Raw genomic sequence first — 22,500 nt, 5'->3', positions numbered from 1 at the left:
AACGAGCGAGGCGACGTCAGGATCCGCCGCCGAGGCCGTTGAGCCGGTCCACCTGGCCGAGGAGGTCGCCCTGGTCGTAGTTGTCGACCGCGACGAAGTTCGGCAGCAGCCCGCGCTCCTGGCGGCACTGCGTCAGCCGGGCGCCCAGGACGGCGTCGCTGTTGGCCAGCCGCGACGCGCTGACCCGGGCCAGGGACTGGTTGAGCCAGTGGTTGACCAGGAAGAGCGGGGCTGACGCCGGGCCGCGGTTGAGTCGGCAGCTGAAGTCCGAGACCTGCCGGGCGTCGTACGGCGTGTCCTGCAGCTCCTCGAATGCCGACAGCTGCCAGGGGTACCGGGTGCCGCCGCCCTGGTTCTCGTTCATCACCACCACCCGGTGACCGGAGTCGATCATCTGCTCGAGCGTGGGCCAGCTGCCGGCCCGCGACGGGGTGTAGACGAAGGGCAGGAGGCCGGCGTCGGCGAAGACCTGCGCCGTGGTCGTCGGCGAGACCTCGTCCTGCAGGATGAACGTGACGACCTGCCGCGGGTGCTCCTGGAGCCACTGGCGCACCTGCACCATCAGCGGCTCCCACAGGGTCGAGCCGAGCACGCAGAGCGCGTGGCACAGGTACGCCGCCGTCGGGCCCTGCGGGACCAGTCCGGCGCTGCTGCGCAGCCGCAGGGCGCTGGCGACCACGTCCGCACCGAGCTCCTGCTGCGCCTGCGCGAGCGCCGTGGCGTGGGTCTCCTCGGTGTTGGCGATGACGCCGGCGCGCTGGGTGGGCTGGCCGTACCAGGTGTCGATGAGGAAGGCGCGGATGCCGGCGTCGAGCTGGTCGATGACGCCGTCGGGCTGCTCGGCGAGGAACCAGCCCGGCTGGTCGGCGGCCGCCATCGAGTTGTGCGTCGCGGGGAAGCTCACCTGGTCGTAGCGCCGGTCGCAGAGGGCCACCGAGCCGTTGCAGGCACGCGGGTCGTCGGCCGAGAGCAGGGCCGAGGTGACGCTCCCCGAGCTGTTGCGGACCACCAGGACGACCAGGAGCGCCAACGCCACCGCCACCACGACCCCGGCGGTGATGCGGCGGTCATGCTGTTCGATGCCGACGTCGGCCGTCGATGCCGCGGTCCGGTCCGCCGCCTGCCGGCGTCGACGTACGACCCCGGTGAGGTCGGCGATCCCCTCCCGGAGCAGGACGGCGCTCCCGTGCAGGGCCAGCACCAGCCCGGTGCTGATCGCCGAGATGGTGAGCATCGCGCTCGGCTCGAGCACCAGCAGGACGCCCAGCACCGTCGCGGCGACCGCGACACCGAGCCGCGTGCGCGTGGGCAGCCCCTGCCAGGAGAGAGCGGAGAGCCAGTCCCGCCACGCCCTGACGCCGAGGACCGGTGCCGACCACCGGGCCGCCACGGTGAGCAGGTAGCCGGCGCCGGCGACCACCAGGGCGGCGTTGCGCAGCGGCGCGGCGAGCTCGCGCCAGCTCGCCGCGACGAGGGCGCCGTGCAAGGTGGCGGGAGTGGTCCGCGAGACCACGAGGCCCACCACCACGGTGGCCAGCGCGACCGCGACACCGGCTCCGGCCACCGTCGCACCGACGCCACCCAGAGCGCGGCGACGACGACCCCGGGAGAGCGCCACCACGCCGCCGAAGCAGAGCAGGCTCAGCAGGGGGCAGGACCAGCTCAGCACCCGCACCGTCCGCAGCCCGCTGATGACGTGCCGTCCGGCACTGCCGGAGCCGAACCGTGCGAGCCTCACCTCGACCCCTGTCGGCACGTGCTGCGCGGCATCGGGCAGGAACGTCCGACTCACCGCCACCAGCACGGCGCCCACGTCGGCGACCTGGAGCACCACCGTGCTGGGCGCCGATCCCGTCCACGCCTGGTGCAGTGGCGCCACCGCGGCGCGGAAGACCGGGCGGAAGGCCGGGCTCGTGATGGTGGTCTGCAGCGCTGCCTCGAGCAGCGGCCGCACCGCCACCAGGTCCGGCTGCTGGTGGATGATCCGGTCGGTCAGCTCGACGGCGAGGTAGCGCGCGACAGCGGGATCCTGGCGGACCCCGTCGGCGTGATCCACGAACCGGGAGGTGTTCAGCAGCTGTCGGTCGGCCACACCCGCGAGCAGCCCCACCAGGAGCGCCACCGTGCCGAGCACGGCCAGGACGCGACGCATCGCACGCACCCGCCCATGATGCACCCCTGTTGACATGCGGCGCCGGGGTCAAGATGGTGTGTTCGGAGGGGGCAGACGATGACCGACACGAGCAGTCCCGCACCATCCCCGCAGCCGGAGGAAGAACCGGCACCGGGCCGACAGCGCCGCTCTGTGGCTCGCCGGCCCCGGTCGGGACCGGTGGTCCTCGCCGTGGTGGCCCTCCTCGGAGGGGTCGTCGGCGGCGGGGTGGTCGCGCTGATCGGCTGGTGGAGCGGCTGGGCCACCCACGAGAGCTCCTCGACCGCCTCCTGCTCGGTCGCCCCGGTCGCCGAGCGGACGCTGCCGTCGGTCGTCACCATTAGCGCGCATACGTCGACGGGCTCCGGCACGGGCTCCGGCGTCGTGACCCGGCTGTCGGGTGTCGCCGGCACGGTGATCGTCACCAACGAGCATGTCGTCTTCCCCGGCGGCGCGACGACCGGCGCCGCGCCGCAGCTCACGCTGACCTACGCCGACGGCAGCACCGCGTCGGCCACGCTCCTGGGCGCCGACCAGCTGACCGACCTCGCCGTTCTCCGCCCCGCGGCCGACGCCCCGAAGGCGCCGGCCATCCCGATCGGCTCCTCCGCCGATCTGCGGGTGGGCGACCCGGTGATCGCCCTCGGTGCCCCGCTCGGGCTCAGCTCCACGGTGACCAGCGGGATCGTCAGTGCGACGGACCGCTACGTGCGGGTGCCCAGCGACACCGGTGCCGCCGCCCACCTGATCGACGCCGTGCAGACCGATGCGGCCATCAACCCGGGCAACAGCGGTGGAGCACTCACCGACTGCTCGGGTCGCCTCGTCGGGATCAACTCCGCGGGCGCATCCCCGGGCGGGGAGAGCGGCAGCAGCGGTCTGGGCTTCGCGATCCCGGTGGACTTCGCCGTACCGACCGCTCGGGAGCTCGCCGCGAACGGCAGTGTCGACCGCCCGGTGCTCGGGCTCCAGGTGCAGACGGTGCGGTCCTCGCTGACCGACCCGGCCGCCGAGACCAGGCTGATGATCGAGCAGGTCGAGCCCGGCGGCGCCGCCCAGCGCGGAGGTCTCGAGGCGGGTGATGTGATCCTCAGCGTCGACGGCTCACCCGTGCACAGCAGCGACGATCTCGTGCAGGCGCAGCTCAAGGCCACGGTCGGTGACCGGCTGAAGGTGACGGTGCTCCGCGACGGCAAGCAGGTCTCGACCACCCTGACCATGTCCTAGCGTTGGGATAGTCCGGGGCGCAGATCAGGGGTCCGCGGCCATACGGGCTGATTTCCGCCCCGGACTATCCCGACCCTCACACCCATCCGCACGGACCCTCACCACGAATCACGCACGATGGCTGGTGTGACCCTTCTCGACAGCGCCCCGACGTTCACCGACGTACGGGTGCCCCGCGACGCGCGTGCGATCGTCCTGCTCCTCCACGGTGGTGCCGTGCACGGCACCCAGCCGGTCGACGGCCGGAACCTGTCGTGGCAGCGTGCCCGGTGGCTCCTGCGCGACGTCACGCCGAGGCTGCGCCGCGACCGGATCGGCGGGGTGCTGCTGCGCTACCGGGTCAAGGGCTGGAACGCCGCACCCGGCGGTGAGCCGGCGCCGGTCCAGGACGCGCGGTGGGCGCTGGAGCGGCTGAGCGAGCAGTACGACGTCCCGATCGTCCTGGCCGGTCACTCGATGGGCGCCCGGACCGCCGTCGCGGTGGCCGACGCGCCTGGGGTGCGCGGGGTGGTCGCCCTCGCCCCCTGGCTCGGCCCCGGCGACAGTGCCGACCACCTCTCCGGCAAGGTGCTGCGTGCCGCCCACGGCAGCATGGACCGGATCACCTCCCCCGCCGCAACGGCCGCGTTCGTCGAGCGGGCCCGCCGGACCTCGGATGCGACCTTCACCGACATGGGGCCGGTCGGGCACTACCTGCTGCGCAGGGTCCGGGCCTGGAACGCCTTCACCGTGGCGAGCGTTCGCGAGATCCTCGCCGCACCGCCGCACTAGGTCCCGGGAACGGCAGGGGGTGGTGGCACCGGGATCACCGGTGCCACCACCCCTCCCCTAGCGCGGGGTCAGCGCCTGACCTTCACGGCGACGCTCTTGACCGTGAGGTCGTCGTAGCCGGCCGCGTGCGCCGTCACGGCCACCTTGACGCGGTGACCCGCGTCCGACGTGACGGCCTTGTAGGTCGCTGCGGTGGCGCCGTGAATCGGCTTGCCGTTGCGGTACCACTGGTAGGTCACCCGGCTCGGCCTCGGCGAGAAGGCTGCCTTCTTGGCCTTCAGCCTGTGCCCGACCTTCGCTGCGCCCTTCACCTTGGGTCGATGCGTGTTGGCGAAGGTACCCGGCGCGACGAGGACTGCGTGGCTCTCGGCCGTGGCCGTGGTGTAGCCGTCCCGCGTCGCGGTGACCCTCACCGAGACGGCGGCGGTGGCGTCCGCCGCGGTCAGCGTGTAGCGCGCACCCGTGGCACCGGCGACGGGCCTGCCGTCGCGGGTCCACTGGTAGCTGACCGCGGTGCCGGCCGGCCAGGCACCCGCGGTGGCGGTCAACCGCGACCCGACCTTCGCCGTACCGCTGATCGTCGGCAGTGCCGTCGGCAGCAGGGTGCCCGCGCCGATCGTGATCGACCCACTGGTCGCCGAGGCGTCGCTGAGCCCGTGCGCCGAGGCCGTCACCTTGACCGAGAGCTCGGCCCCCCGGTCGGCCGCCACCACCTGGTAGGTCGCGTCGGTCGCCCCCGGGATCGGGTCGCCGTCACGCAGCCACTGGTAGGTCAGGTCGCTCGGCTGGTGGTTCCAGCTGCCGGCGTCGGCGGTGAGCTTCTGGCCGACCTTGGCCACGCCGGTGATCTGCGGAGCCACCGTCGAGGTCAAGGCACTGATGCCACCGGTGAAGCTGTAGCTTCCAGCGCCGACCGAGTAGACGGTGTAGGCGGTGTCGCCCTCGGTGGCGTCGCGGACGAAGGTGGCGCCGGCCGGCGCTCCGGTCCCCTTGCCAAGGTTCGGGACCCAGACCTCGCCGGTGGTGTTGGCGGGAATCGTGACGTCCAGGTCGAGGGTGCCGTCCTCGTTCCTGGTCCACTGGCTGGTCACTGCCCCGTGCGGGGTCTGGCGGTCGCCGGAGACGTGGTCCAGGGTGCCGACCGGCTGCGGCTTGATCACCACGTCGTCGAACCCGGCCGAGTCCGCCGCCTGCTGGATGCCGGCCAGGCCGGCGTTGAACCACTCGTCGATCTGCAGCAGGATCATGTGGTTCTGCGAGCCGGCCATGTCCCAGGACTCGGGGATCGTGGTGCGGCCCGCGGCGACGAAGTTCTGATAGCTCGGCGCCGACGGCTCCTGGAGCACGTCCCACAGCACGTCGCTGCGGCCGTTGTCCATCAGGACCTCGTACGTCGGCTGCAGGCCGACCTCGCCACCGGACATGTGCGGGCCGGAGCTGGACCCGTCGCCGTCGGTGTCGGGGTGGTAGGCGTAGATCCGCTTCTCGAGGTCGTCGAGGACCGCATCCTTGTCGGCCGCCGGGACGATGCCCATCGCCAGGGGCAGCGCGTCCAACGTCTGCGAGCCTGTGGTGCTGTCGGTTCCGTCGGTCGTGAAGGACTTCGACGCCGCGTCGTAGAAAGCCTTGTTGAAGGCCGTTCCCAGACTTGACGCGAGAGCGGTGTAGTCGGCCGCATCGGCGGTGTGGCCCAGCTGGGTCGCCATCGCGGCGAGGTCGGTGGCGAGCATGTACAGGCCGTAGGTGCCGGTGGCCGTCTTCGGCGTGGTGGTGTCACCGGCGATCCAGTCGCCCAAGCCGCTGACGAGCAGACCCGTGGTCGGGTCGATCTGCGCTCGGATGTAGGCGAGGTAGGCCTGCATCGGGGCGTAGAACCTCGCCATCGTGTCGGTGTCGCCGTAGGTCTTCCACAGCTCGTAGGGCGTCAGGATGAACGCACCGCCCCAGTTGACGTCGTCGCGGTAGCCGCCACCGAAGTTCGGGAACTCCGGCGCCGTCCCCGGGACGAGGCCACTCGGCTGCTGCGACTCGAGCATGTTCTGCTCGGTGGTGCGCAAGAACGCCGAGACGTCGAAGTCGGAGTGGATCGCCCCCATCGACTGGATCATGTCGGCCAGCCAGCCGAGCTTCTCGCGGGTGGGGCAGTCGGTGAAGATCGACTGCATGTTGGAGCGGATCGAGTACTCCGACATCGAGTGGATCGTGTTGATCAGCGTGTCGCTGGTCGTCACGTTGCCGCCCGAGGGCACGTCGGCGTTGGTCTGCAGGCCGACGAGGGTGGTGTCGTCGGGGACGAAGTCGGCCGGTAGGCCGCTGACCTCGACGTACTGGAAACCGTGGTACATGAAGGTCGGCGACCAGGTCTCCCCCTTCGGGTCGCCCGAGGTGGTGTAGGTGTCGAGGATGCCCGTCGCCGAGCCCGCCGAGGCGGTGCTGACGGCACCGTTGCCGCTGGCCGTCTCACCCGGCGTCAGTCGGATCACCGTGCCGGCCGGGATGTCGTTCCCGGCGGGCAGGTGCAGCTGGGGCATGCCGGCGAAGTTCTGACCGAGGTCGAAGGACCAGTCGCCGTCCGCGACCTTCTTGATCGAGACAGGGGTGAAGGTCTTCTGCACCCGCACCGGCGGCGCCTCACGCCAGACCAGCTTGGTGTCCAGCGACGGCGGTGAGGTGATCGAGGAGTCGCCCCAGCCCTGGGCGGCCGAGAGGTCGGCGCCCGGCTCGTTCCAGCCGGCTTGGACGGCACGGGCGTCGTAGTCCTCGCCGGCGTACCAGTTGTCGGTGATCGTCGGGCCGTCCTTGACCTGCCAGGTGGGGTCGGTCGCGACGGTGCTGGTCGTGCCGTCGCTGTAGGTCAGCTCCAACCGGGCGATCAGGCGCGGCGAGACGGTCATCTCACCGACCGTCGGGGAGCCCGATCCGAGGACGGTCGCGCCGGAGGCGTGGCCCTGGCCGAACGCCGTCGCGACCGTCAGGGTGTTGGTGGTCGTGTTCACGGCGCTGACCTTGCGCGACTCCAGCCGGGTGCCGCCGTCACCGGTGTCGACGTTCACGGTGTCGCCCACCGAGTAGCCGCCGACGCCTGAGAGCGACACCGTGGTGTCGCCCGCTGCGACCGCAGCGGTCAGGGTTCCGTTCGGGATCGGTGTCGAGTTGAACTTCGTGTAGACGTCGTTGCGCCCGGCGGCCGCGTTGGTCTGCGGGTAGACGTCGGTCTGGCCATTGCCCAGCGCGACGCCGATGGTGTTCTCACCCCCCTGGACGAGCTTGGTGACGTCGTAGGTGCCGTACTGCTCCGAGCGCAGCGGGTTGGTCACCCCGGGGTTGAGGACCGTGTCGGTGACCGGCTTGCCGTTGATGGTCGCGTCGTACTGGCCGGCACCGGCGATGTAGAGCCGCGCGTCGGCGACCTGCTTGCTGGTCGTGAAGGGCTTGGCGAAGATCGGCAGCGGGTTGTCGATGTCCGGACCCGGCGGGTTCGGCTCGTCGGTGATCGTCTTGATCACCGTGCCGGCGGCCGGGGTCGACCCGGTGTTCGAGGTGGTCGAGGCCGCGATGGTGAAGTTCACCGGGAAGTCGGGGATCTGACCGTCCGCGAGACGGGCGTCGGTGCGCGGGTAGAGGACGACCTGGTCGAAGCTCTTCACCGCTCCGAGGTTGATCTGGATCCACTTGGCCTGGGTGAGGTCCTGGGTGCTCGACTGCCGGCTCGCGTAGCCGGGGCTGATGATCTTGCCGTCGGTCAGGAGCTTGGTACCGCATCCGGGGCAGGCGTACTGGTCGTAGACGGACACGCTTCCGCCGAGGGCGACGTTGGTCCCGGTGGCGTCGAGCACCTGGATCTCGGAGAGCATCACGCGCGAGACGAGGCCGTAGGACGACTCGTTGATGGGCAGCCCGAGCTTGGTGACATCGATGCGGACGTACTGCGCGCTCTGCGCGCCGACATCGATCGAGACGCCTCGGTTGAGCGGCGGCGGCGGGGACTGGATCCACTGCGCGTCACCCCAGTCCGACTGCTGCAGCAGGCCCATCTCGAACGCGGAGGGTGCGCTCCAGGCGGAGGGGACGCCGTTGCCGTCCCACACCCGCACCTGCCAGGAGACGTCCTCGCGCGAGGTCAACGCTGTGCCCGCGTACGTCGCCTTCTGCTGGGCGCTGGCGACCTCGCCGGAGTCCCACAGCAGCTTCTGGGTCTCGTCGACGGCACGGACCTCGTACGCCGTCTGCGTCGCGACGGCGCCGCTGCCGTCGAGCTGCCAGCTGAGGGTCGGGCTGGTGTCGTCGACACCGAGCGGCTGGTCGGTGCGGTCGTCGATGCGCAGCCCGTGGACCGTCACGGCCGCCGGCGTGGTCGCCGCGGCGTGGACGGGCTGGGCCGCGGAAGCGGTGGTGCCCGCGAGGGCCAGACCCGCTGCTGTCAGGACGACGGCCGCTGTGCGGCACCGCCGCAACGCAGCCGGTCCCGGGGACGGGAAGGTGAACAAGGTGTCTCCCTGGAGGTGAAACGATTCACTGAGTGGCGCGCGTCACGGTATGAGCACCGTCACATCGCTGGCAAGGGCAGCGGACCGGCTCCTCCAGGGTTCTCCAGCCCCCTCCGTGCGAATCTCCGCAGGTCATCCCGGGATACATGTGACGTCAGGTCTACCTTTTACCTTCACCTTGAACGTCCATAGAGTGAGACAAAACCACCTTTTCAATCTTTTCAACCTGCTGCGCGGACCGCTCCCGTGCCTGACACGTGCCACCCGGCCGACCCAGCACTCCGGGACTAAACGACAGGTGTCGGTTGTTTCGGATAGTATGAAGGCTCTCCGATTCCAGTCCTACAAGTCCGCCCCAGCCCTCGTCGAGGTCGACCGACCGACGCCCGGCCCGGGTGAAGTGCTGCTCAAGGTCGCCGGTTCCGGCGCCTGCCACTCCGACGTCTCGATCTTCACCGAGTTCGACGAGGAGTTCGGACCCGCGCAGCTGCGTCCCACGTTCACCCTCGGCCACGAGGTCGCCGGCTGGATCGAGGAGGTCGGGCCCGGGGTCACCGGGCTCGAGCCGGGCACCGCCCACCTCGTCTACGGACCGAGCGGCTGCGGGCACTGTCGCGCCTGCTCCCGCGGGCAGGACACGTACTGCGAGAACGCTTCGACCATGCCGTATCTGGCCGTCGGGCTGGGCCGCGACGGAGGGATGGCCGAGTTCGTGGTGGTACCGGCCCGCAACCTTGTCCCACTCGGCGACGCCGATCCCGTGGCGGCCGCGCCGCTCGCCGACGCCGGCTTGACGCCGTACCACGCCATCAAGAAGTCGTTGCCGGCCCTCGCCGGCGGCGGGAAGTACGCCCTGGTGATCGGCCTGGGCGGCCTGGGACAGGTGGCCGTGCAGATCCTGACCGCGCTCACCGGTGCGACAGTCATCGCCACCGACGCCAATCCCGCCGCGATGGAGCGGGCAGCGGCCAAGGGTGCGACCACCGTCGGCAGCGGTCCCGAGCAGGCCGATCAGATCCGCGCCATCACCGGCGGGCGCGGCGTCGATGCGGTCTTCGACCTGGTCGGGGTCGGCCCGACCATCGAGTTCGCGGCCAAGGTCGTCGCCCTGCGCGGCCGGATCACGGTGGTCGGCATCGGGAACGGGACCTACCCGTGGAACTTCTACGGCCTCCCGTACGAGGTGGAGCTGACGAGCACCTACTGGGGCACGGTCGAGGAGCTCTACGAGGTCGTGGACCTCTACCGCGCCGGCAAGATCACTCCCGAGATCGAGCGCTTCTCCCTCGACGAGGCGCCCGAGGCCTACCGGCGGCTCATCGCGGGCGAGCTGACCGGCCGCGCTGTCGTCGCTCCCTGACCAGCCGCCGCACCGCGGCGTGGAACGAGGCCTCGTGGACGGGCGCTCGTGGTGGACAGGCGCCGCGCCGCACTCCTCCCGTGACGATCCGGTGGAGTGCGTACACCTTAAACGGGGAACCATTCCCCGTTTAAGGTGTACACTGGCCCCTGGGGCGCCATGACCGGCACCGTCGAGGGTGAAGGTCCGTCGTGACCAGCGCGGCCGTCCGGGCCCTCGCTTCCCCCTCAACCACCGAAGGGTCGACGCATGACCGATCAGCAGCCCCCCGTTCGCACGGTGCCATGGTTCAACCGCATGCAGGCGTTCAAACGACGCTACGAGAAGTTCCACCCGGCGACCCAGATGATCGGACTGCAGCTGTGGTTGCCCTTGGTCTTCGTGATCCTCTTCTGCCTGTGCTACGTCGGGGCCTTCCACTCGATCAGTCCGCACGAGATGAAGGTGGGCGTGGTCGGCGAGCAGACGGCCACGCAGGTCGACTCAGCTCTGGCCAAGGCGGCACCAGGCGGGTTCGACGTACGCGAGATGCGCGCCGCCGATACCCAGGCGGTGCGCAAGGGGGAGCTGGTCGCCATCTTCGACCCGACCACCCAGGGCGGCCCGACACTGGTCATCGGCACCGCAGCGGCAGGGTCTGCGAACGTCTCGACGGTCGAGGCGACCTTCCGCGGGATCTCCGCGGCCGCCGGGAACACCCTGCAGATCAAGGACATCGCGCCGCTGCCGCATAGTGACGCGACCGGGACGGTAGCGCTCTACGTCTCCTTGGTCGGCACGATCGGCGGCTACATGGTCGGCATGTTCTGCGGCATGATGGGCAATCCGCTCCGGCGCCGCGACCGGTTCGCGATCCTGGGCGGATCGGCCGTCGTGCTCTCGCTCGTCGCCAGTGTCCTCGTCGGGCCGGTGCTCGGCGCACTCGTGGGACACTTCCTCTCGCTGTGGGCACTGCTCTTCTGCACGGTTCTCGCCGTGGGACTCGCCGTCAACGGCATCGCCTACTACCTCGGCCGCTTCGTCACCGGCGGGGCCCTGGTCATCTTCGTGTTCCTCAACATCCCCGCCTCGGGCGGGGCGATGCCGGTCGACATGGTGCCCGAGCCGTTCCGGTGGCTCAACCATGTCGTGGTGAGCGGCGGCACGGTGCCGCTCATCAAGGACATCTGGTACGGCGCCGGCCCCGGAGCGCACATCGGTGTCTGGCGCCTGGCCGCGTACGCCGCCATCGGGCTGGTGCTCGCGATTCCGGGCCCCCGCTACGTGCGCTGGCGCCACCACCGCCGCACCCTCCTCGGACTCCCCGCCGGCGGCATGATGGGCCACGCCCAGGCGCAGCTGATGGCCGCCGCCCAGCGGGCGGCCGCCCCGGCGACGACGTCCGATTCCGATGCAGGTGCCGCCTCCGGCTCCGCTGTCGAGGCCGAGGCCGTCCTCGACGAGGCCGACGCCGACCAGAGCAGCGCGAGTGCCGCCAGCGGCGGTAGCGCGGTCGGCTGACCCGCGCTGCCGGGCCAGCAGCGGCCGCGCATCCCAGAGCTGGTCATCGCGCGAAGGCACACACCGCCGAAGTGAAGCCGGTCGTCGTCATCTGGGGTCCTGCGCAACACAAGGTGCCGGATGACTTCAAGGTCGACGGCATCGAATTCGTCGGTGGCCGGCGCCTGCTCGCGTGGCTGCAGAACCTGTCCGGAGAGCGAGTCGACAAGCTCGCAGCGAAGGATGCTCTCGAGCGGCTGAAGACGTTCCGCTCCCACAGTTGGGCCGCCTCAAGCGCGAGAAAGTAGTCACCCTTCCCCCACTGGTCCCCCACAGAGATCAGGACGGCGAGTCGCAGGCGTCCTGAAAGGAGAAAACCCCAGGCTGAGCTGGGGTTTCTCTGGTGGAGCGTATCGGACTCGAACCGACAACCCCCTGCTTGCAAAGCAGGTGCGCTACCAATTGCGCCAACGCCCCGAGGGTGGATCAGCGGATCAGGACTTCGACACCGGGTCGGTGACCGAGGCCCATGCCGCCTGCTCGGCCCGACTCTGGTCGAGCTTCTTCTTGGCGACGACGGCGCCGGCCGCCGCGAGGGCGATCAGGATGATCTTCTTCACGCGCTTCTCCTTACGAAAAACCCCGGTCCGCTGTCGCGGCCGGGGCTGTTCCGTGGGCCTAGGAGGACTTGAACCTCCGACCCCCACATTATCAGTGTGGTGCTCTAACCGTCTGAGCTATAGGCCCGGGTGGAACGACCTCAGGGTGGAAGCCCCATCGGTCGAACCGAGGCGAAACACTACCCGAGCGCCCGGCGAACGAGGAAATCGTCGCCTCAGTTCTCCTCGGCGAGCGTGACCTCGATGCCGCCGATGAGCGCTGCCGCCATGTTGTAGAGGAAGGCGCCCAGCGTCGCCACCGCCGTCAGCAGCACCACGTCGATGACGGCGATCACCATGGTGAAGCCGAGCACCCGCGAGGTGCCGACGTAGTCCTTGATGTTGAACGACGACGTCGAGTCGTTGCCGACGATGTCCTGCACGGTGCGGTTGACCGAGTCCCAGACGCCCGCTGCGCTGAGGACACCCCACACGATCGCCACGGCGACGACCATCACGATGCCGAGAGCCACGGAGAGCAGGAACGCCGTCTTCATCACCGACCACGGGTCCAACCGGGTGAGGCGGAGCCGAGCCCGGCGCGGTCCTCGGCTCGGCGCGGACGCCGCGGCGGACGCGGTCGAGCCGGAGGCGGCCGTCGTGCCGGCCGGCGCGGCGGCGTTGCGACGAGCCTCGTCGGCAGCGGCGGCCAGCTTGTCCTGGACGCGCTTGGTCAGGGGGCGTACGGCGGTGTCCTCACGACCCCTGTCCGCGCCGGGACCCCCGGTGGTCCGCTGGGCGGGGCGTTCCGTCATCAGCCGTCAGCTCCCTCGTCTGTGCCGTCGTCCGTGCTGCTGTCAGTGCTTCCGGTCGGCTCGCCCGACTCGGCATTGGGCTCGATTGTTGCATCCTCGGCAACCTCGACCGGAACCTCGGCCTCGGCGTCGAGCTCCTCCTCATCCTCGCGAGCCTCGACCGAACGGGCCACCACAGCCACCGCGTCGCCCTTCTTCGGCGACACGAACTTCACGCCCTGGGTCGAGCGGCCGGTCGGTCGGAAGTCTGCGTTGATGGGGCTGCGAACGACCTGACCGGTAGTGGTGATGGAGAGCACCTCGTCGCCGTCCTTGACGATGAACGCGCCGACCAGGCTGCCCCGGTCCTCGTTGGCCAGTGCCATCGCCTTGATGCCCAGACCGCCACGCGACTGCAGCCGGTACTCGGAGATCCGGGTGCGCTTGGCGAAGCCGCCGTCGGTGATGGTGAAGACGTACTGGACGTCCTCGTCGGACTCCTCGTGGGCCGCGTCGGCCGCCCGGATCACCGACATCGAGAGCAGGTCGTCGCCGGGACGGAACTTCATCCCCGTCACGCCGGAGGTGGCGCGCCCCATCGGCCGCAGCTGGTCGTTGGCTGCCGGGAAGCGGATCGCCTGGCCCTTGCGCGAGACCAGCAGGATGTGGTCCTCGTCGTGCACCAGCTCGGCGCCGATCAGCTCGTCGTCCTCCTCGCGGAAGTTGATGGCGATGACGCCGGCCTGCCGGGGGCTGTTGTAGTCGGCCAGGCGGGTCTTCTTGACCAGCCCGGCGCGCGTCGCCAGGACGAGGTACGGCGCCTGGTCGTAGTCGCGGATCGCCAGCACCTGGGCGATGTTCTCGTCCGGCTGGAAGCTGAGCAGGCCCGCGACGTGACCGCCCTTGGCGTCGCGCGAGGCCTCCGGCAGGTTGTAGGCCTTGGTCCGGTAGACCCGGCCCGCGGTGGTGAAGAACAGCAGCCAGTGATGGTTGGTGGTCGAGATGAAGTGCTCGACCACGTCGTCGCCGCGCAGCGACGCACCGCGCACGCCCTTGCCGCCGCGCTTCTGGGTGCGGTACTGGTCGGCGCGGGTGCGCTTGGCGTAGCCGCCGCGGGTGATGGAGACCACCAGGTCCTCGTCAGGGATGAGGTCCTCCATGGACAGGTCACCGTCGGCGGCGATGATCTGGCTGCGGCGCTCGTCGCCGTACTTCTCGACGATCTCCTCGAGCTCCTCGATGACGATCGCCCGCTGCCGCTCCGGCTTGGCGAGGATGTCGAGGTAGTCCGCGATCTCCAGCTCGAGCTCGGCCAGCTGGTCCACGATCTTCTGCCGCTCGAGGGCGGCCAGCCGGCGCAGCTGCATGTCGAGGATCGCGTTGGCCTGGAGCTCGTCGATCTCCAGCAGCGCGATCAGGCCCTGCCGGGCGTCGTCGACCTCGGGCGAGCGCCGGATCAGCGCGATGACCTCGTCGAGCGCGTCGAGCGCCTTGACCAGGCCGCGGAAGATGTGGGCCCGCTCCTCGGCCTTGCGCAGCCGGAACTCCGTGCGCCGGCGGATGACGTCGATCTGGTGTGCGACCCAGTTGCTGATGAACTGGTCGATGGTCAGCGTCCGCGGTACGGCGTCGACCAGCGCCAGCATGTTGGCGCTGAAGTTGGTCTGCAGCTCGGTGTGCTTGAGCAGGTTGTTCAGCACCACGCGCGCGACGGCATCGCGCTTGAGCACGACCACGATCCGCTGGCCGACGCGGGAGGAGGTCTCGTTGCGCACCTCGGCGATGCCCTGCACGCGGCCGCCGTCGGCGAGCTCGGCGATCTTCACGATCAGGTTGTCCGGGTTGACCATGTAGGGCAGCTCGGTGATGACCAGCATGGTCCGACCGGACTTGTCCTCGTCGACCTCGATGACCGCACGCTGGGTGATCGAGCCGCGACCGGTCCGGTAGGCCTGCTCGATACCGGAGCGACCGACGATCAGCGCACCGTTGGGGAAGTCGGGGCCCTTGATCCGCTCGACCAGCGCGTCCTGCAGCTCCTCGCGGGTGGCCTCGGGATTGCGCAGCGCCCACTTCGCGCCCTCGGCGACCTCGCGCAGGTTGTGCGGCGGGATGTTGGTCGCCATGCCGACGGCGATGCCGGCCGAGCCGTTGACCAGCAGGTTCGGGAAGCGCGCGGGCAGGATCGTCGGCTCGTTGGTCTTGCCGTCGTAGTTGGGCGTCATGTCGACGGTGCCTTCGTCGATGTCGCGCACCATCTCCATGGCCAACGGCGCCATCCGGCACTCGGTGTAACGCATGGCGGCCGCCGGGTCGTTGCCCGGTGAGCCGAAGTTGCCCTGGCCGTTGACCAGCGGGTTGCGCATCACCCAGGGCTGGGCGAGCCGCACGAGGGTGTCGTAGATCGCCGAGTCACCGTGCGGGTGGTAGTTACCCATCACGTCGCCGACGACGCGGGCACACTTGTTGAAGCCGCGGTCGGGCCGGTAGCCGCCGTCGTACATCGCGTAGAGCACGCGCCGGTGGACCGGCTTGAGGCCGTCGCGTACGTCGGGCAGCGCTCGCCCGACGATGACCGCCATCGCGTAGTCGATGTAGGACTGCTGCATGGAGGCCTGCAGCTCGATCGGCTGGACGCGGCCTCCAGCAGGAGGAATCGGTGTCTCAGTCATCTGTGTGTCTCTCTAACCGGCTCAGATGTCGAGGAAGCGGACGTCTTTGGCGTTGCGCTGGATGAAGGAACGGCGGAGATCGACGTCCTCGCCCATCAGGATCGAGAAGATCTCGTCGGCCTGGGCGGCGTCCTCGAGGGTGACCTGCAGCAGCACGCGCTGGTCGGGGTCGAGGGTCGTCTCCCAGAGCTCGTCGGCGTTCATCTCGCCGAGGCCCTTGTACCGCTGGATCGGCGCCTCGCGCGGCAGCTTCTTGCCCTGCGCCTGGCCATCGGCCAGGACCGCGTCGCGCTCGGCGTCGGAGAAGACGTACTCGTGCTCGTGCGGCTTGTTCCACTTGATCCGGTAGAGCGGCGGCTGGGCGAGGAAGACGTGACCGGCCTCGATCAGCGGCTTCATGAACCGGAAGAGGAGGGTCAGCAGCAGGGTGTTGATGTGGTGACCGTCGACGTCGGCGTCGGCCATCAGCACGATCTTGTGGTAGCGCAGCTTCGCGATGTCGAACTCGTCGTGCACGCCGGTGCCGAGGGCGGAGATGATCGCCTGCACCTCCTGGTTGGCCAGGACCTTGTCGATGCGCGCCTTCTCGACGTTGAGGATCTTGCCGCGGATCGGGAGGATCGCCTGGATGCGGTTGTCCCGGCCCATCACCGCGGAGCCGCCGGCCGAGTCTCCCTCGACGATGAAGACCTCGCACTCCTCGGGGTTGCGCGAGCTGCAGTCGCGCAGCTTGCCCGGCAGCCCGCCGCCACCGAGCACACCCTTGCGGGTGCGGGCCAGGTCGCGCGCCTTGCGGGCCGCGATCCGCGCGGTCGCCGCGGCCTGCGCCTTGCGGATGATCTCCTTGCCGTCGTTCGGGTTCTGCTCCAGCCAGGCGCCGAGCTGGTCGTTGACGACCGACTGGGTGAAGCCCTTGGCCTCGGTGTTGCCGAGCTTGGCCTTGGTCTGGCCCTCGAACTGCGGCTCGCTGATCTTGAGGCTGATGATGGCGGTCAGGCCCTCGCGGATGTCGTCGCCGGTGAGCCTGTCCTCCTTCTTCTTCACCAGGCCCCACTCCTCGCCCCAGCGGTTCATCAGCGAGGTGAGCGCCGCCCGGAAACCCTCCTCGTGCGTACCGCCTTCGGGGGTGTTGATGAGGTTGGCGAAGGTGTGGACCGACTCGTTGTACGACGTCGTCCACTGCATGGCCAGCTCGAGGCTCATCGCGTTGTTGGCGTCCGGGCCGGTCTCGGCCTCGAAGGCGATGATCGGCGAGACGGTCGTGCGCCGCTTGTTGATGTGGTCGACGTAGTCGACCAGACCGCGCTCGTAGTAGAAGACCTGCTCGAGGCCCGCGCCGTCGGCGTGGATAGCATCCGCACCGCTCTCCTCGAGCTCGTCGTCGAGGCTCTCGCTCTCGACGGCGGCGGCGATCTCCTCGGCCTTCGGCCGCTTGTCGCGCAGCTCGATGCGCAGGCCCTTGTTGAGGAAGGCTCGCTCGCGGAACCGGGTCGAGATCGTCTCGAGGCTGTAGTCGGTGGTCTCGAAGATCTCCGGGGAGGCCGACCACGTCACTGTCGTGCCGGTGCTCTCGCCCTCCTCGAGCGGTCGCACCTGCCGCAGGTCGTAGCGCGGCACCCCGAGGTCGAACTCCTGCTCCCACAGGTAGCCGCGGTTCTTGATCTCGAGCTTGAGCCACGTGGAGAGCGCGTTGACGACCGAGGAGCCCACGCCGTGCAGACCGCCGGAGACCTTGTAGCCCCCGCCGCCGAACTTGCCACCCGCGTGCAGCACGGTCAGGGCCAGCGTCGCGGCCGGGATCTCCTGGCCGGGTGCGGTGTCGGTCGGGATGCCGCGACCGTTGTCGGCGACGCTGATCGAGTTGTCGGCGTTCAGCGTCACCTTGATCGTGTCGCAGTAGCCGGCGAGCGCCTCGTCGACCGAGTTGTCGACGATCTCCCAGATCAGGTGGTGCAGGCCGCGCTCACCGGTGGATCCGATGTACATGCCGGGGCGCTTGCGCACCGCCTCGAGTCCCTCAAGCACCTGGATCGCGGAGGCGTCGTACTCGACTCCGTTAGGCGGTGTGGGGGCGGGCGTCGCTGCGCTTGCGGCGGGCTCAGTGGACACGGTCACCTCTGGGAAGTCGGTGCGGGGCATGCAGCGGGTCGACGCAGAGGTCGACCCGGGGCTCAGTCTACCCGCCAGAGGCCTTCCAGGCACGAAGTGCCTGTGGAGACTTGCCGACAGCCGGTGGAAAACGCCTCTGTGGGACGTTTTACGCCGCTTTGGGGGCTCTCACGGGGCATCGGCTGAGGCCCTATACGTCCGAAGGGACCGCAGGAACGCAGAACAGCACTTGCGGCTCCCCTCGGGGACTCACCCGTAGGTGTCGCGCGGACCGCGCCCGCCGCGGACCGATCGCCGGCCCTTCTTCCACGTCGGGACATGAGGCCCCAGCACCTCGATCACCGTCACCGTGCCGTGCCCGAGCTCCTCGTTGAGGCGCCGCACCAGCGTCGGCGCGAGCAGCCGCAGTTGGGTAGCCCAGGCGGTGGAGTCGGTGCGGACGACCAGCTTGCCGTCGGCGAACGACTCCGGCTCGCAGTGCTGGGCGATCTCCTCGCCCACGATCTGCGCCCAGCGGCCGAACACGCCGTGCACGCGCAGCGACAGGTCCCAGCCGTGGTCGCCCACCAGGCGGCGCAGGGTTGCGTCGAGGGTCTGCGGGTCGCGCTCGTCGGGATGGGCTCCGGAGACCCGGCCCTTCTCGTTCGTACGCCGAGCACGGGCCGAACGCCGCTTGGCCGGCGTACCGCCGATCCGGGCCACCGCCCGGGTGAGTGCCCGTGCCAGATCCAGGCCGTCGGGGTCGTGCTCGCCCTCCTGGTCAGCGCGCTCGTCGCGCGGCGTCCCGACAGGCTCGGCGCCGGGACCCGCGTCCGGCTCGGCGCCGGGGCCTTCGGCAGCGGGCCTCTCGTCACTGCTCACGGGTCACCTGCCCGGCCGCGACCCGGTACCGGGCGCCCTGCAGCGCCCGGGGTACGTCCTCGGCCACGGCCGCCGTGACCAGCACCTGCTCGGCGCCGGCGACCAGCTCGGCGAGCTGCTCGCGCCGGTCGGCGTCGAGCTCGGCGAAGACGTCGTCGAGCACCAGGATCGGGTCGTCGCCGTCGGCACGCAGCAGGTCGTAGGAGGCCAGCCGGAGCGCGAGCGCGAACGACCACGACTCGCCGTGGCTGGCGTATCCCCGCACCGGCAGCGGCTCGCCGCCGGAGTGACCGAGGGTGCAGACGAGGTCGTCGCGGTGCGGGCCGACGAGCGAGACACCGCGGTCGAGTTCGTCCTTCTGCCGCCGCGCGAGCTCGGTCGTCAGCGCCTTCTCCAGCGCCGGAGCGGTGGAGGGTCGCAGGCCCTGCTCGTCGACCAGTTCGAAGCTGGGGCGGTAGGAGATCTGCGCATCCTCGCGGGTGGCGCCGCGGGCGACCGTCTCGTAGGCCTTGCCGACGTACGGCCGCAGGGCGTCGACCAACGCCAGCCGCTCGGCCAGGATCTCCGCGCCGATACGGGTCAGGTGCTCGTCCCAGACGGCCAGCGTGGACAGGACGTGCTCCTGGTTGCCTCGACCGCCCGTGCGGGCCGACTTGAGCAGCGAGTTGCGCTGCTTGAGCACCCGGTCGTAGTCGGCGCGCACCCCGGCGAACCGGGGCGAGCGCAGCACCATCAGGTCGTCGAGGAAGCGTCGGCGCTCGGACGGGTCGCCCTTGACCAGGGCCAGATCGTCCGGGGCGAACACGACGGTGCGCACCAGCCCGACCAGCTCGCGGGTGCGCTGCAGCGGCGAGCGGTTGATCCGCGCCTTGTTCGCCCGGCCGGGGTTGATCTCCACCTCGAGCGTGGCGGTGCGACCGTCGCGGACCACCGCGGCACGGATCACCGCCTGGTCGGCACCCGCACGCACCAGCGGCGCGTCTCCGGCCACCCGGTGGGACTGCAGGCGCGAGAGGTAGTCGATCGCCTCGATGAGGTTGGTCTTGCCCTGACCGTTACGCCCGACGAAGGCCGTCACGCCGGCGTCGAGCGGGACCTCGGCGCTGGAGTAGGAGCGGAAGTCGTGCAGGGAGAGGTGGGAGACGAACACCGGCTTCCTCCTCGTCCTCGACGTTGTGCAGCATGCTATGTCCCGGCAGGTACGACGCCGCGCTCGGCCAACTGCTTCTCCAGCAGGTCGTGGCCCTCGCGCAGGTGCCAGTGGATCGCCGCCATGCCTGCCTCGCGGGCGCCCGCCACGTTCTCCGCGAGGTCGTCGATGAACAGCACCTCGGCCGCGGGCGCGGCGATGAGCTCCGCAGCCCTGGTGAAGTAGCCCGGGTCCGGCTTGGCGAGCCGGAGCTCGGCGGAGTAGCACGAGACGTCGAACAGCTCGTCGTAGCCGACCTCGGTGCGCATGTAGGCGGCTCGGCGTCGGCTCTGGTTGGTCCCGAGATGGACGCCGTAGCCGGCACGGCGCAACCGGCGTACGAGTGCCAGGCTCGCCGGGTCGGGCTCGATCCGCAGCCACACCGCGGCGAAGACCTCCTCGGCGGGCGCGTCGATCCCCCAGCGCTGGAGGACCTCGGCGAGGATCTCGACGGCGTCGCGCTGGTCGCTCATCGCCGGCTTCTCCGCGACGAACATCTCGTGCAGGAAGTCCTGCGCCCGGACGCCGAGCCACTCCTCGAACGCCGTCTCCCAGCCGCCCGGCCGGTGCTGCAGGACGCCGTCGGCGTCGAACAGCACGTGCCGGATCGGACCCCGACCGGGTGCTGGCGCGCTCAGGCCTCCGACTCCGAGATCACCGCGTGGCCACCGAAGCCGTTGCGCATCGCCGCGATCGCCTTCATCGCCGGGCTGTCGTCCTGACGCGAGACGAAGCGGGCGAAGAGCGACGCCGAGATCGCAGGCATCGGTACGGCGTTGTCGATCGCCGCCTCGACCGTCCACCGGCCCTCGCCGCTGTCCTCGGCGTAGCCGCGGATCTTCTCGAGGTGCTCGTCGGCGCGGATCTGGTCGACGAGCAGGTCGAGCAGCCAGGAGCGCACCACGGTGCCGGTGCGCCAGGAGGCGAAGATCTCGGGCACGTTGTCGACGATGTCGACCTTGTCGAGCAGCTCCCAGCCCTCGGCGTACGCCTGCATCATCGCGTACTCGATGCCGTTGTGGACCATCTTGGAGAAGTGCCCGGCACCCGGCGTCTCGCCACAGTGGACCAGGCCGTCCTCGGTGTGCTCGGGCTTGAGCGCCTCGAACGCCGGCATCACCTTGGCGGCGTCCTCCGCCTTCCCGCCGTACATGAGTGCGTAGCCGTTGCTCAGCCCCCAGACGCCGCCGGAGACACCGCAGTCGACGAAGCCGATGCCCTTCTCGGCGAGCGAGGCGGCGTTGAGGGCGTCGTCGGTGTACTTGGAGTTGCCACCGTCGACGACCAGGTCGCCCTCGCTGAGCAGCTCCTTGAGCTCCGCGATCGTGGACCTCGTCGGCTCACCGGCGGGGACCATCACCCACACCACCTTGGGCGAGGGCAGCTTCTCGACCATCTCGGCCAGGGAGCCCGCGTCCGAGATCTCCTGGTTGCGGTCGTAGCCGACGACGGTGTGGCCGGCGTTGCGCAGCCGCGTGCGCATGTTGCCACCCATCTTGCCCAGTCCAACCAGTCCGATGTCCATGCGACAGATCCTCTCCAGAAAACAGCGACGTTCCCAACCCAGCAAAGCAGGTCAGGAAAGCAAACGCCTCGGCATCAGCAGGTAACGGAATCCCGGGTCCGCGGCGTCCTCAGCCGGCTGCCCGCTGATCACGACCGGCTTCGAGGCCTGGGTGAAGGCCAGCTCGACCACCGACTCGTCGATGGCTCCGAGGCCGTCGAGCAGGAACTGCGGGTTGAAGCCGGTGGTGAGCTCGTCGCCGTCGACGCTCGCCTCGATCGACTCCGAGGCCTGGGCCTCGTCACCGGAACCGGCGTCGAGGGTGATCACGCCGTCGTTGAACTGCATCTGGACGGCGGTGTTGCGCTCGGCGACGAGGGCCACGCGCTTGACGGACTCGATCAGCGAGCCCTTGTCGACCAGGGCGGTGGTGAGGTGCTCGTTGGGGAACAGGCTGCGGACCTTCGGGAACTCCCCGTCCAGCAGGCGGGTCGTCGTACGCCGGATGCCGCCGGCGGCCGCGCCCTCGAATCCGATGATGCCCTCGCCCGCACCGCCGGAGGAGAGGGCGATGGTGACCTCCGAGCCGCTGGTCAGCGACTTGGCCGTGTCGGCGAGGACCTTCGCGGGCACGAGCGCCGCGACGGTCTCGTCGGGCGTACGGGGATTCCACTGCAGCTCGCGCAGCGAGAGCCGGAAGCGGTCGGTGGCGAGCAGCGAGATGGTGGAGCCCTCGATCTCAAGCCGTACGCCGGTGAGCACGGGCAGCATGTCGTCCTTGCCGGCAGCGGTGACGGCCTGTGCCACCGCGTGGGCGAACTCCCCGCTGTCGACGGTGCCGGTGGCGGTGGGCATGTCGGGCAGGGTCGGGTAGTCCTCGACCGGCATGGTCTGCAGGCTGAACCGTGCCGACCCGCAGGTCAGGGAGACCCGGGCACCGTCGATCACCATCTCGACCGGCTTGGCCGGGAGGCTGCGACAGATGTCGGCGAGGAGGCGACCGCTGACCAGCGCCTTGCCCTCGTCGGCGACCTCGGCACTCAGCGTCGCACGAGCGGAGGTCTCGTAGTCGAACGTGGAGAGCACCAGGCCCTCGTGACCAGCCTCGATGAGGAGCCCGGACAGGACGGGGGTGCTGGGCCGGACCGGAAGGCTGCGGGCAGCCCAGGCGACGGCATCCGCGAACACGTCGCGGTCGACGCGGAACTTCACTTCGGACCTGTCCTCAAGAGTTGGCTTTCTGGGATCTGCATCCTGCCACGTCGGGTCGAGGTGCGGCAGTGCCGGGCGGTCTGC

16 protein-coding genes and 2 tRNA genes are annotated in these 22,500 nt (G+C 70.0%); 5 read left to right on the top strand and 13 right to left on the bottom strand.

Features of this window, described 5'->3' with window-relative positions; all coding sequences use genetic code 11:
* Positions 1 to 16: 16 nt before the first annotated feature.
* A complete protein-coding gene (locus P5P86_RS01800) occupies positions 17 to 2,152 on the bottom strand; it encodes a phosphoinositide-specific phospholipase C-related protein (RefSeq protein ID WP_512699390.1) in 2,136 nt (711 codons plus the stop codon).
* Positions 2,153 to 2,305: 153 nt separating this feature from the next.
* Here P5P86_RS01800 and P5P86_RS01795 point away from each other — a divergent pair, with 153 nt between their 5' ends.
* Positions 2,306 to 3,379, top strand: coding sequence for a S1C family serine protease (locus tag P5P86_RS01795; RefSeq protein WP_280609555.1), 1,074 nt, complete (start codon positions 2,306 to 2,308; stop codon positions 3,377 to 3,379).
* A gap of 126 nt (positions 3,380 to 3,505) precedes the next feature.
* Positions 3,506 to 4,150 (top strand): alpha/beta hydrolase, encoded by a 645-nt coding sequence (locus P5P86_RS01790; protein WP_280609554.1) that lies wholly within the window; start codon positions 3,506 to 3,508, stop codon positions 4,148 to 4,150.
* Positions 4,151 to 4,218: 68 nt separating this feature from the next.
* On the opposite strand, the gene P5P86_RS01785 is transcribed toward P5P86_RS01790, so the two are convergent.
* Positions 4,219 to 8,637: a family 78 glycoside hydrolase catalytic domain gene (locus P5P86_RS01785; protein WP_280609553.1), complete on the bottom strand. Its 4,419-nt coding sequence runs from the start codon at positions 8,635 to 8,637 to the stop codon at positions 4,219 to 4,221.
* Positions 8,638 to 8,956: 319 nt separating this feature from the next.
* Here P5P86_RS01785 and P5P86_RS01780 point away from each other — a divergent pair, with 319 nt between their 5' ends.
* The 3 genes from P5P86_RS01780 to P5P86_RS01770 all read left to right on the top strand — a co-directional run bounded on the left by P5P86_RS01780 (position 8,957) and on the right by P5P86_RS01770 (position 11,784).
* Complete coding sequence (locus P5P86_RS01780; protein ID WP_280609552.1) at positions 8,957 to 9,997, top strand: NAD(P)-dependent alcohol dehydrogenase; 1,041 nt, start codon at positions 8,957 to 8,959, stop codon at positions 9,995 to 9,997.
* A 249-nt stretch (positions 9,998 to 10,246) separates the two neighbouring features.
* A complete protein-coding gene (locus P5P86_RS01775; protein ID WP_280609550.1) occupies positions 10,247 to 11,497 on the top strand; it encodes an ABC transporter permease in 1,251 nt (416 codons plus the stop codon).
* A 71-nt stretch (positions 11,498 to 11,568) separates the two neighbouring features.
* Entirely contained in the window at positions 11,569 to 11,784 is a 216-nt protein-coding gene (locus tag P5P86_RS01770) for a hypothetical protein (RefSeq protein WP_280609549.1), read from the top strand.
* A 93-nt stretch (positions 11,785 to 11,877) separates the two neighbouring features.
* Here the strand turns inward: P5P86_RS01770 and P5P86_RS01765 are convergent.
* The 11 genes from P5P86_RS01765 to dnaN form a co-directional block, all read right to left on the bottom strand.
* Positions 11,878 to 11,953, bottom strand: a tRNA-Ala gene (locus P5P86_RS01765).
* A gap of 17 nt (positions 11,954 to 11,970) precedes the next feature.
* Entirely contained in the window at positions 11,971 to 12,096 is a 126-nt protein-coding gene (locus tag P5P86_RS01760) for a DLW-39 family protein (protein WP_280609548.1), read from the bottom strand.
* A gap of 53 nt (positions 12,097 to 12,149) precedes the next feature.
* Positions 12,150 to 12,223 (bottom strand) — tRNA-Ile (locus tag P5P86_RS01755).
* An 88-nt stretch (positions 12,224 to 12,311) separates the two neighbouring features.
* A complete protein-coding gene (locus tag P5P86_RS01750) occupies positions 12,312 to 12,890 on the bottom strand; it encodes a DUF3566 domain-containing protein (protein ID WP_280609547.1) in 579 nt (192 codons plus the stop codon).
* A complete protein-coding gene (gene gyrA, locus P5P86_RS01745) occupies positions 12,890 to 15,541 on the bottom strand; it encodes a DNA gyrase subunit A (RefSeq protein ID WP_280609546.1) in 2,652 nt (883 codons plus the stop codon). Before gyrA ends, P5P86_RS01750 begins: the two co-directional genes overlap by 1 nt.
* A gap of 21 nt (positions 15,542 to 15,562) precedes the next feature.
* Positions 15,563 to 17,680, bottom strand: coding sequence for a DNA topoisomerase (ATP-hydrolyzing) subunit B (gyrB, locus tag P5P86_RS01740; RefSeq protein WP_280609545.1), 2,118 nt, complete (start codon positions 17,678 to 17,680; stop codon positions 15,563 to 15,565).
* A 219-nt stretch (positions 17,681 to 17,899) separates the two neighbouring features.
* The gene (locus P5P86_RS01735) at positions 17,900 to 18,511 is read right to left on the bottom strand and encodes a DciA family protein (RefSeq protein WP_446724915.1); all 612 of its coding nucleotides are present in this window, start codon (positions 18,509 to 18,511) and stop codon (positions 17,900 to 17,902) included.
* Positions 18,501 to 19,661, bottom strand: a complete 1,161-nt coding sequence (gene recF, locus P5P86_RS01730; protein WP_280609544.1) for a DNA replication/repair protein RecF — start codon at positions 19,659 to 19,661, stop codon at positions 18,501 to 18,503. The genes P5P86_RS01735 and recF overlap by 11 nt, the downstream gene beginning before the upstream one ends.
* A 35-nt stretch (positions 19,662 to 19,696) precedes the next feature.
* Entirely contained in the window at positions 19,697 to 20,299 is a 603-nt protein-coding gene (locus P5P86_RS01725; RefSeq protein WP_280609543.1) for an HAD family hydrolase, read from the bottom strand.
* A gap of 35 nt (positions 20,300 to 20,334) precedes the next feature.
* The gene (gene gnd / locus P5P86_RS01720; RefSeq protein ID WP_280609542.1) at positions 20,335 to 21,225 is read right to left on the bottom strand and encodes a phosphogluconate dehydrogenase (NAD(+)-dependent, decarboxylating); all 891 of its coding nucleotides are present in this window, start codon (positions 21,223 to 21,225) and stop codon (positions 20,335 to 20,337) included.
* Between the two features lie 51 nt (positions 21,226 to 21,276).
* Entirely contained in the window at positions 21,277 to 22,416 is a 1,140-nt protein-coding gene (dnaN, locus tag P5P86_RS01715; protein WP_280609541.1) for a DNA polymerase III subunit beta, read from the bottom strand.
* Positions 22,417 to 22,500 lie beyond the last annotated feature (84 nt).

This window comes from Nocardioides sp. BP30 (assembly GCF_029873215.1).
GTDB lineage: Bacteria > Actinomycetota > Actinomycetes > Propionibacteriales > Nocardioidaceae > Nocardioides.
This window is presented reverse-complemented; position numbering and strand designations above follow the sequence as displayed.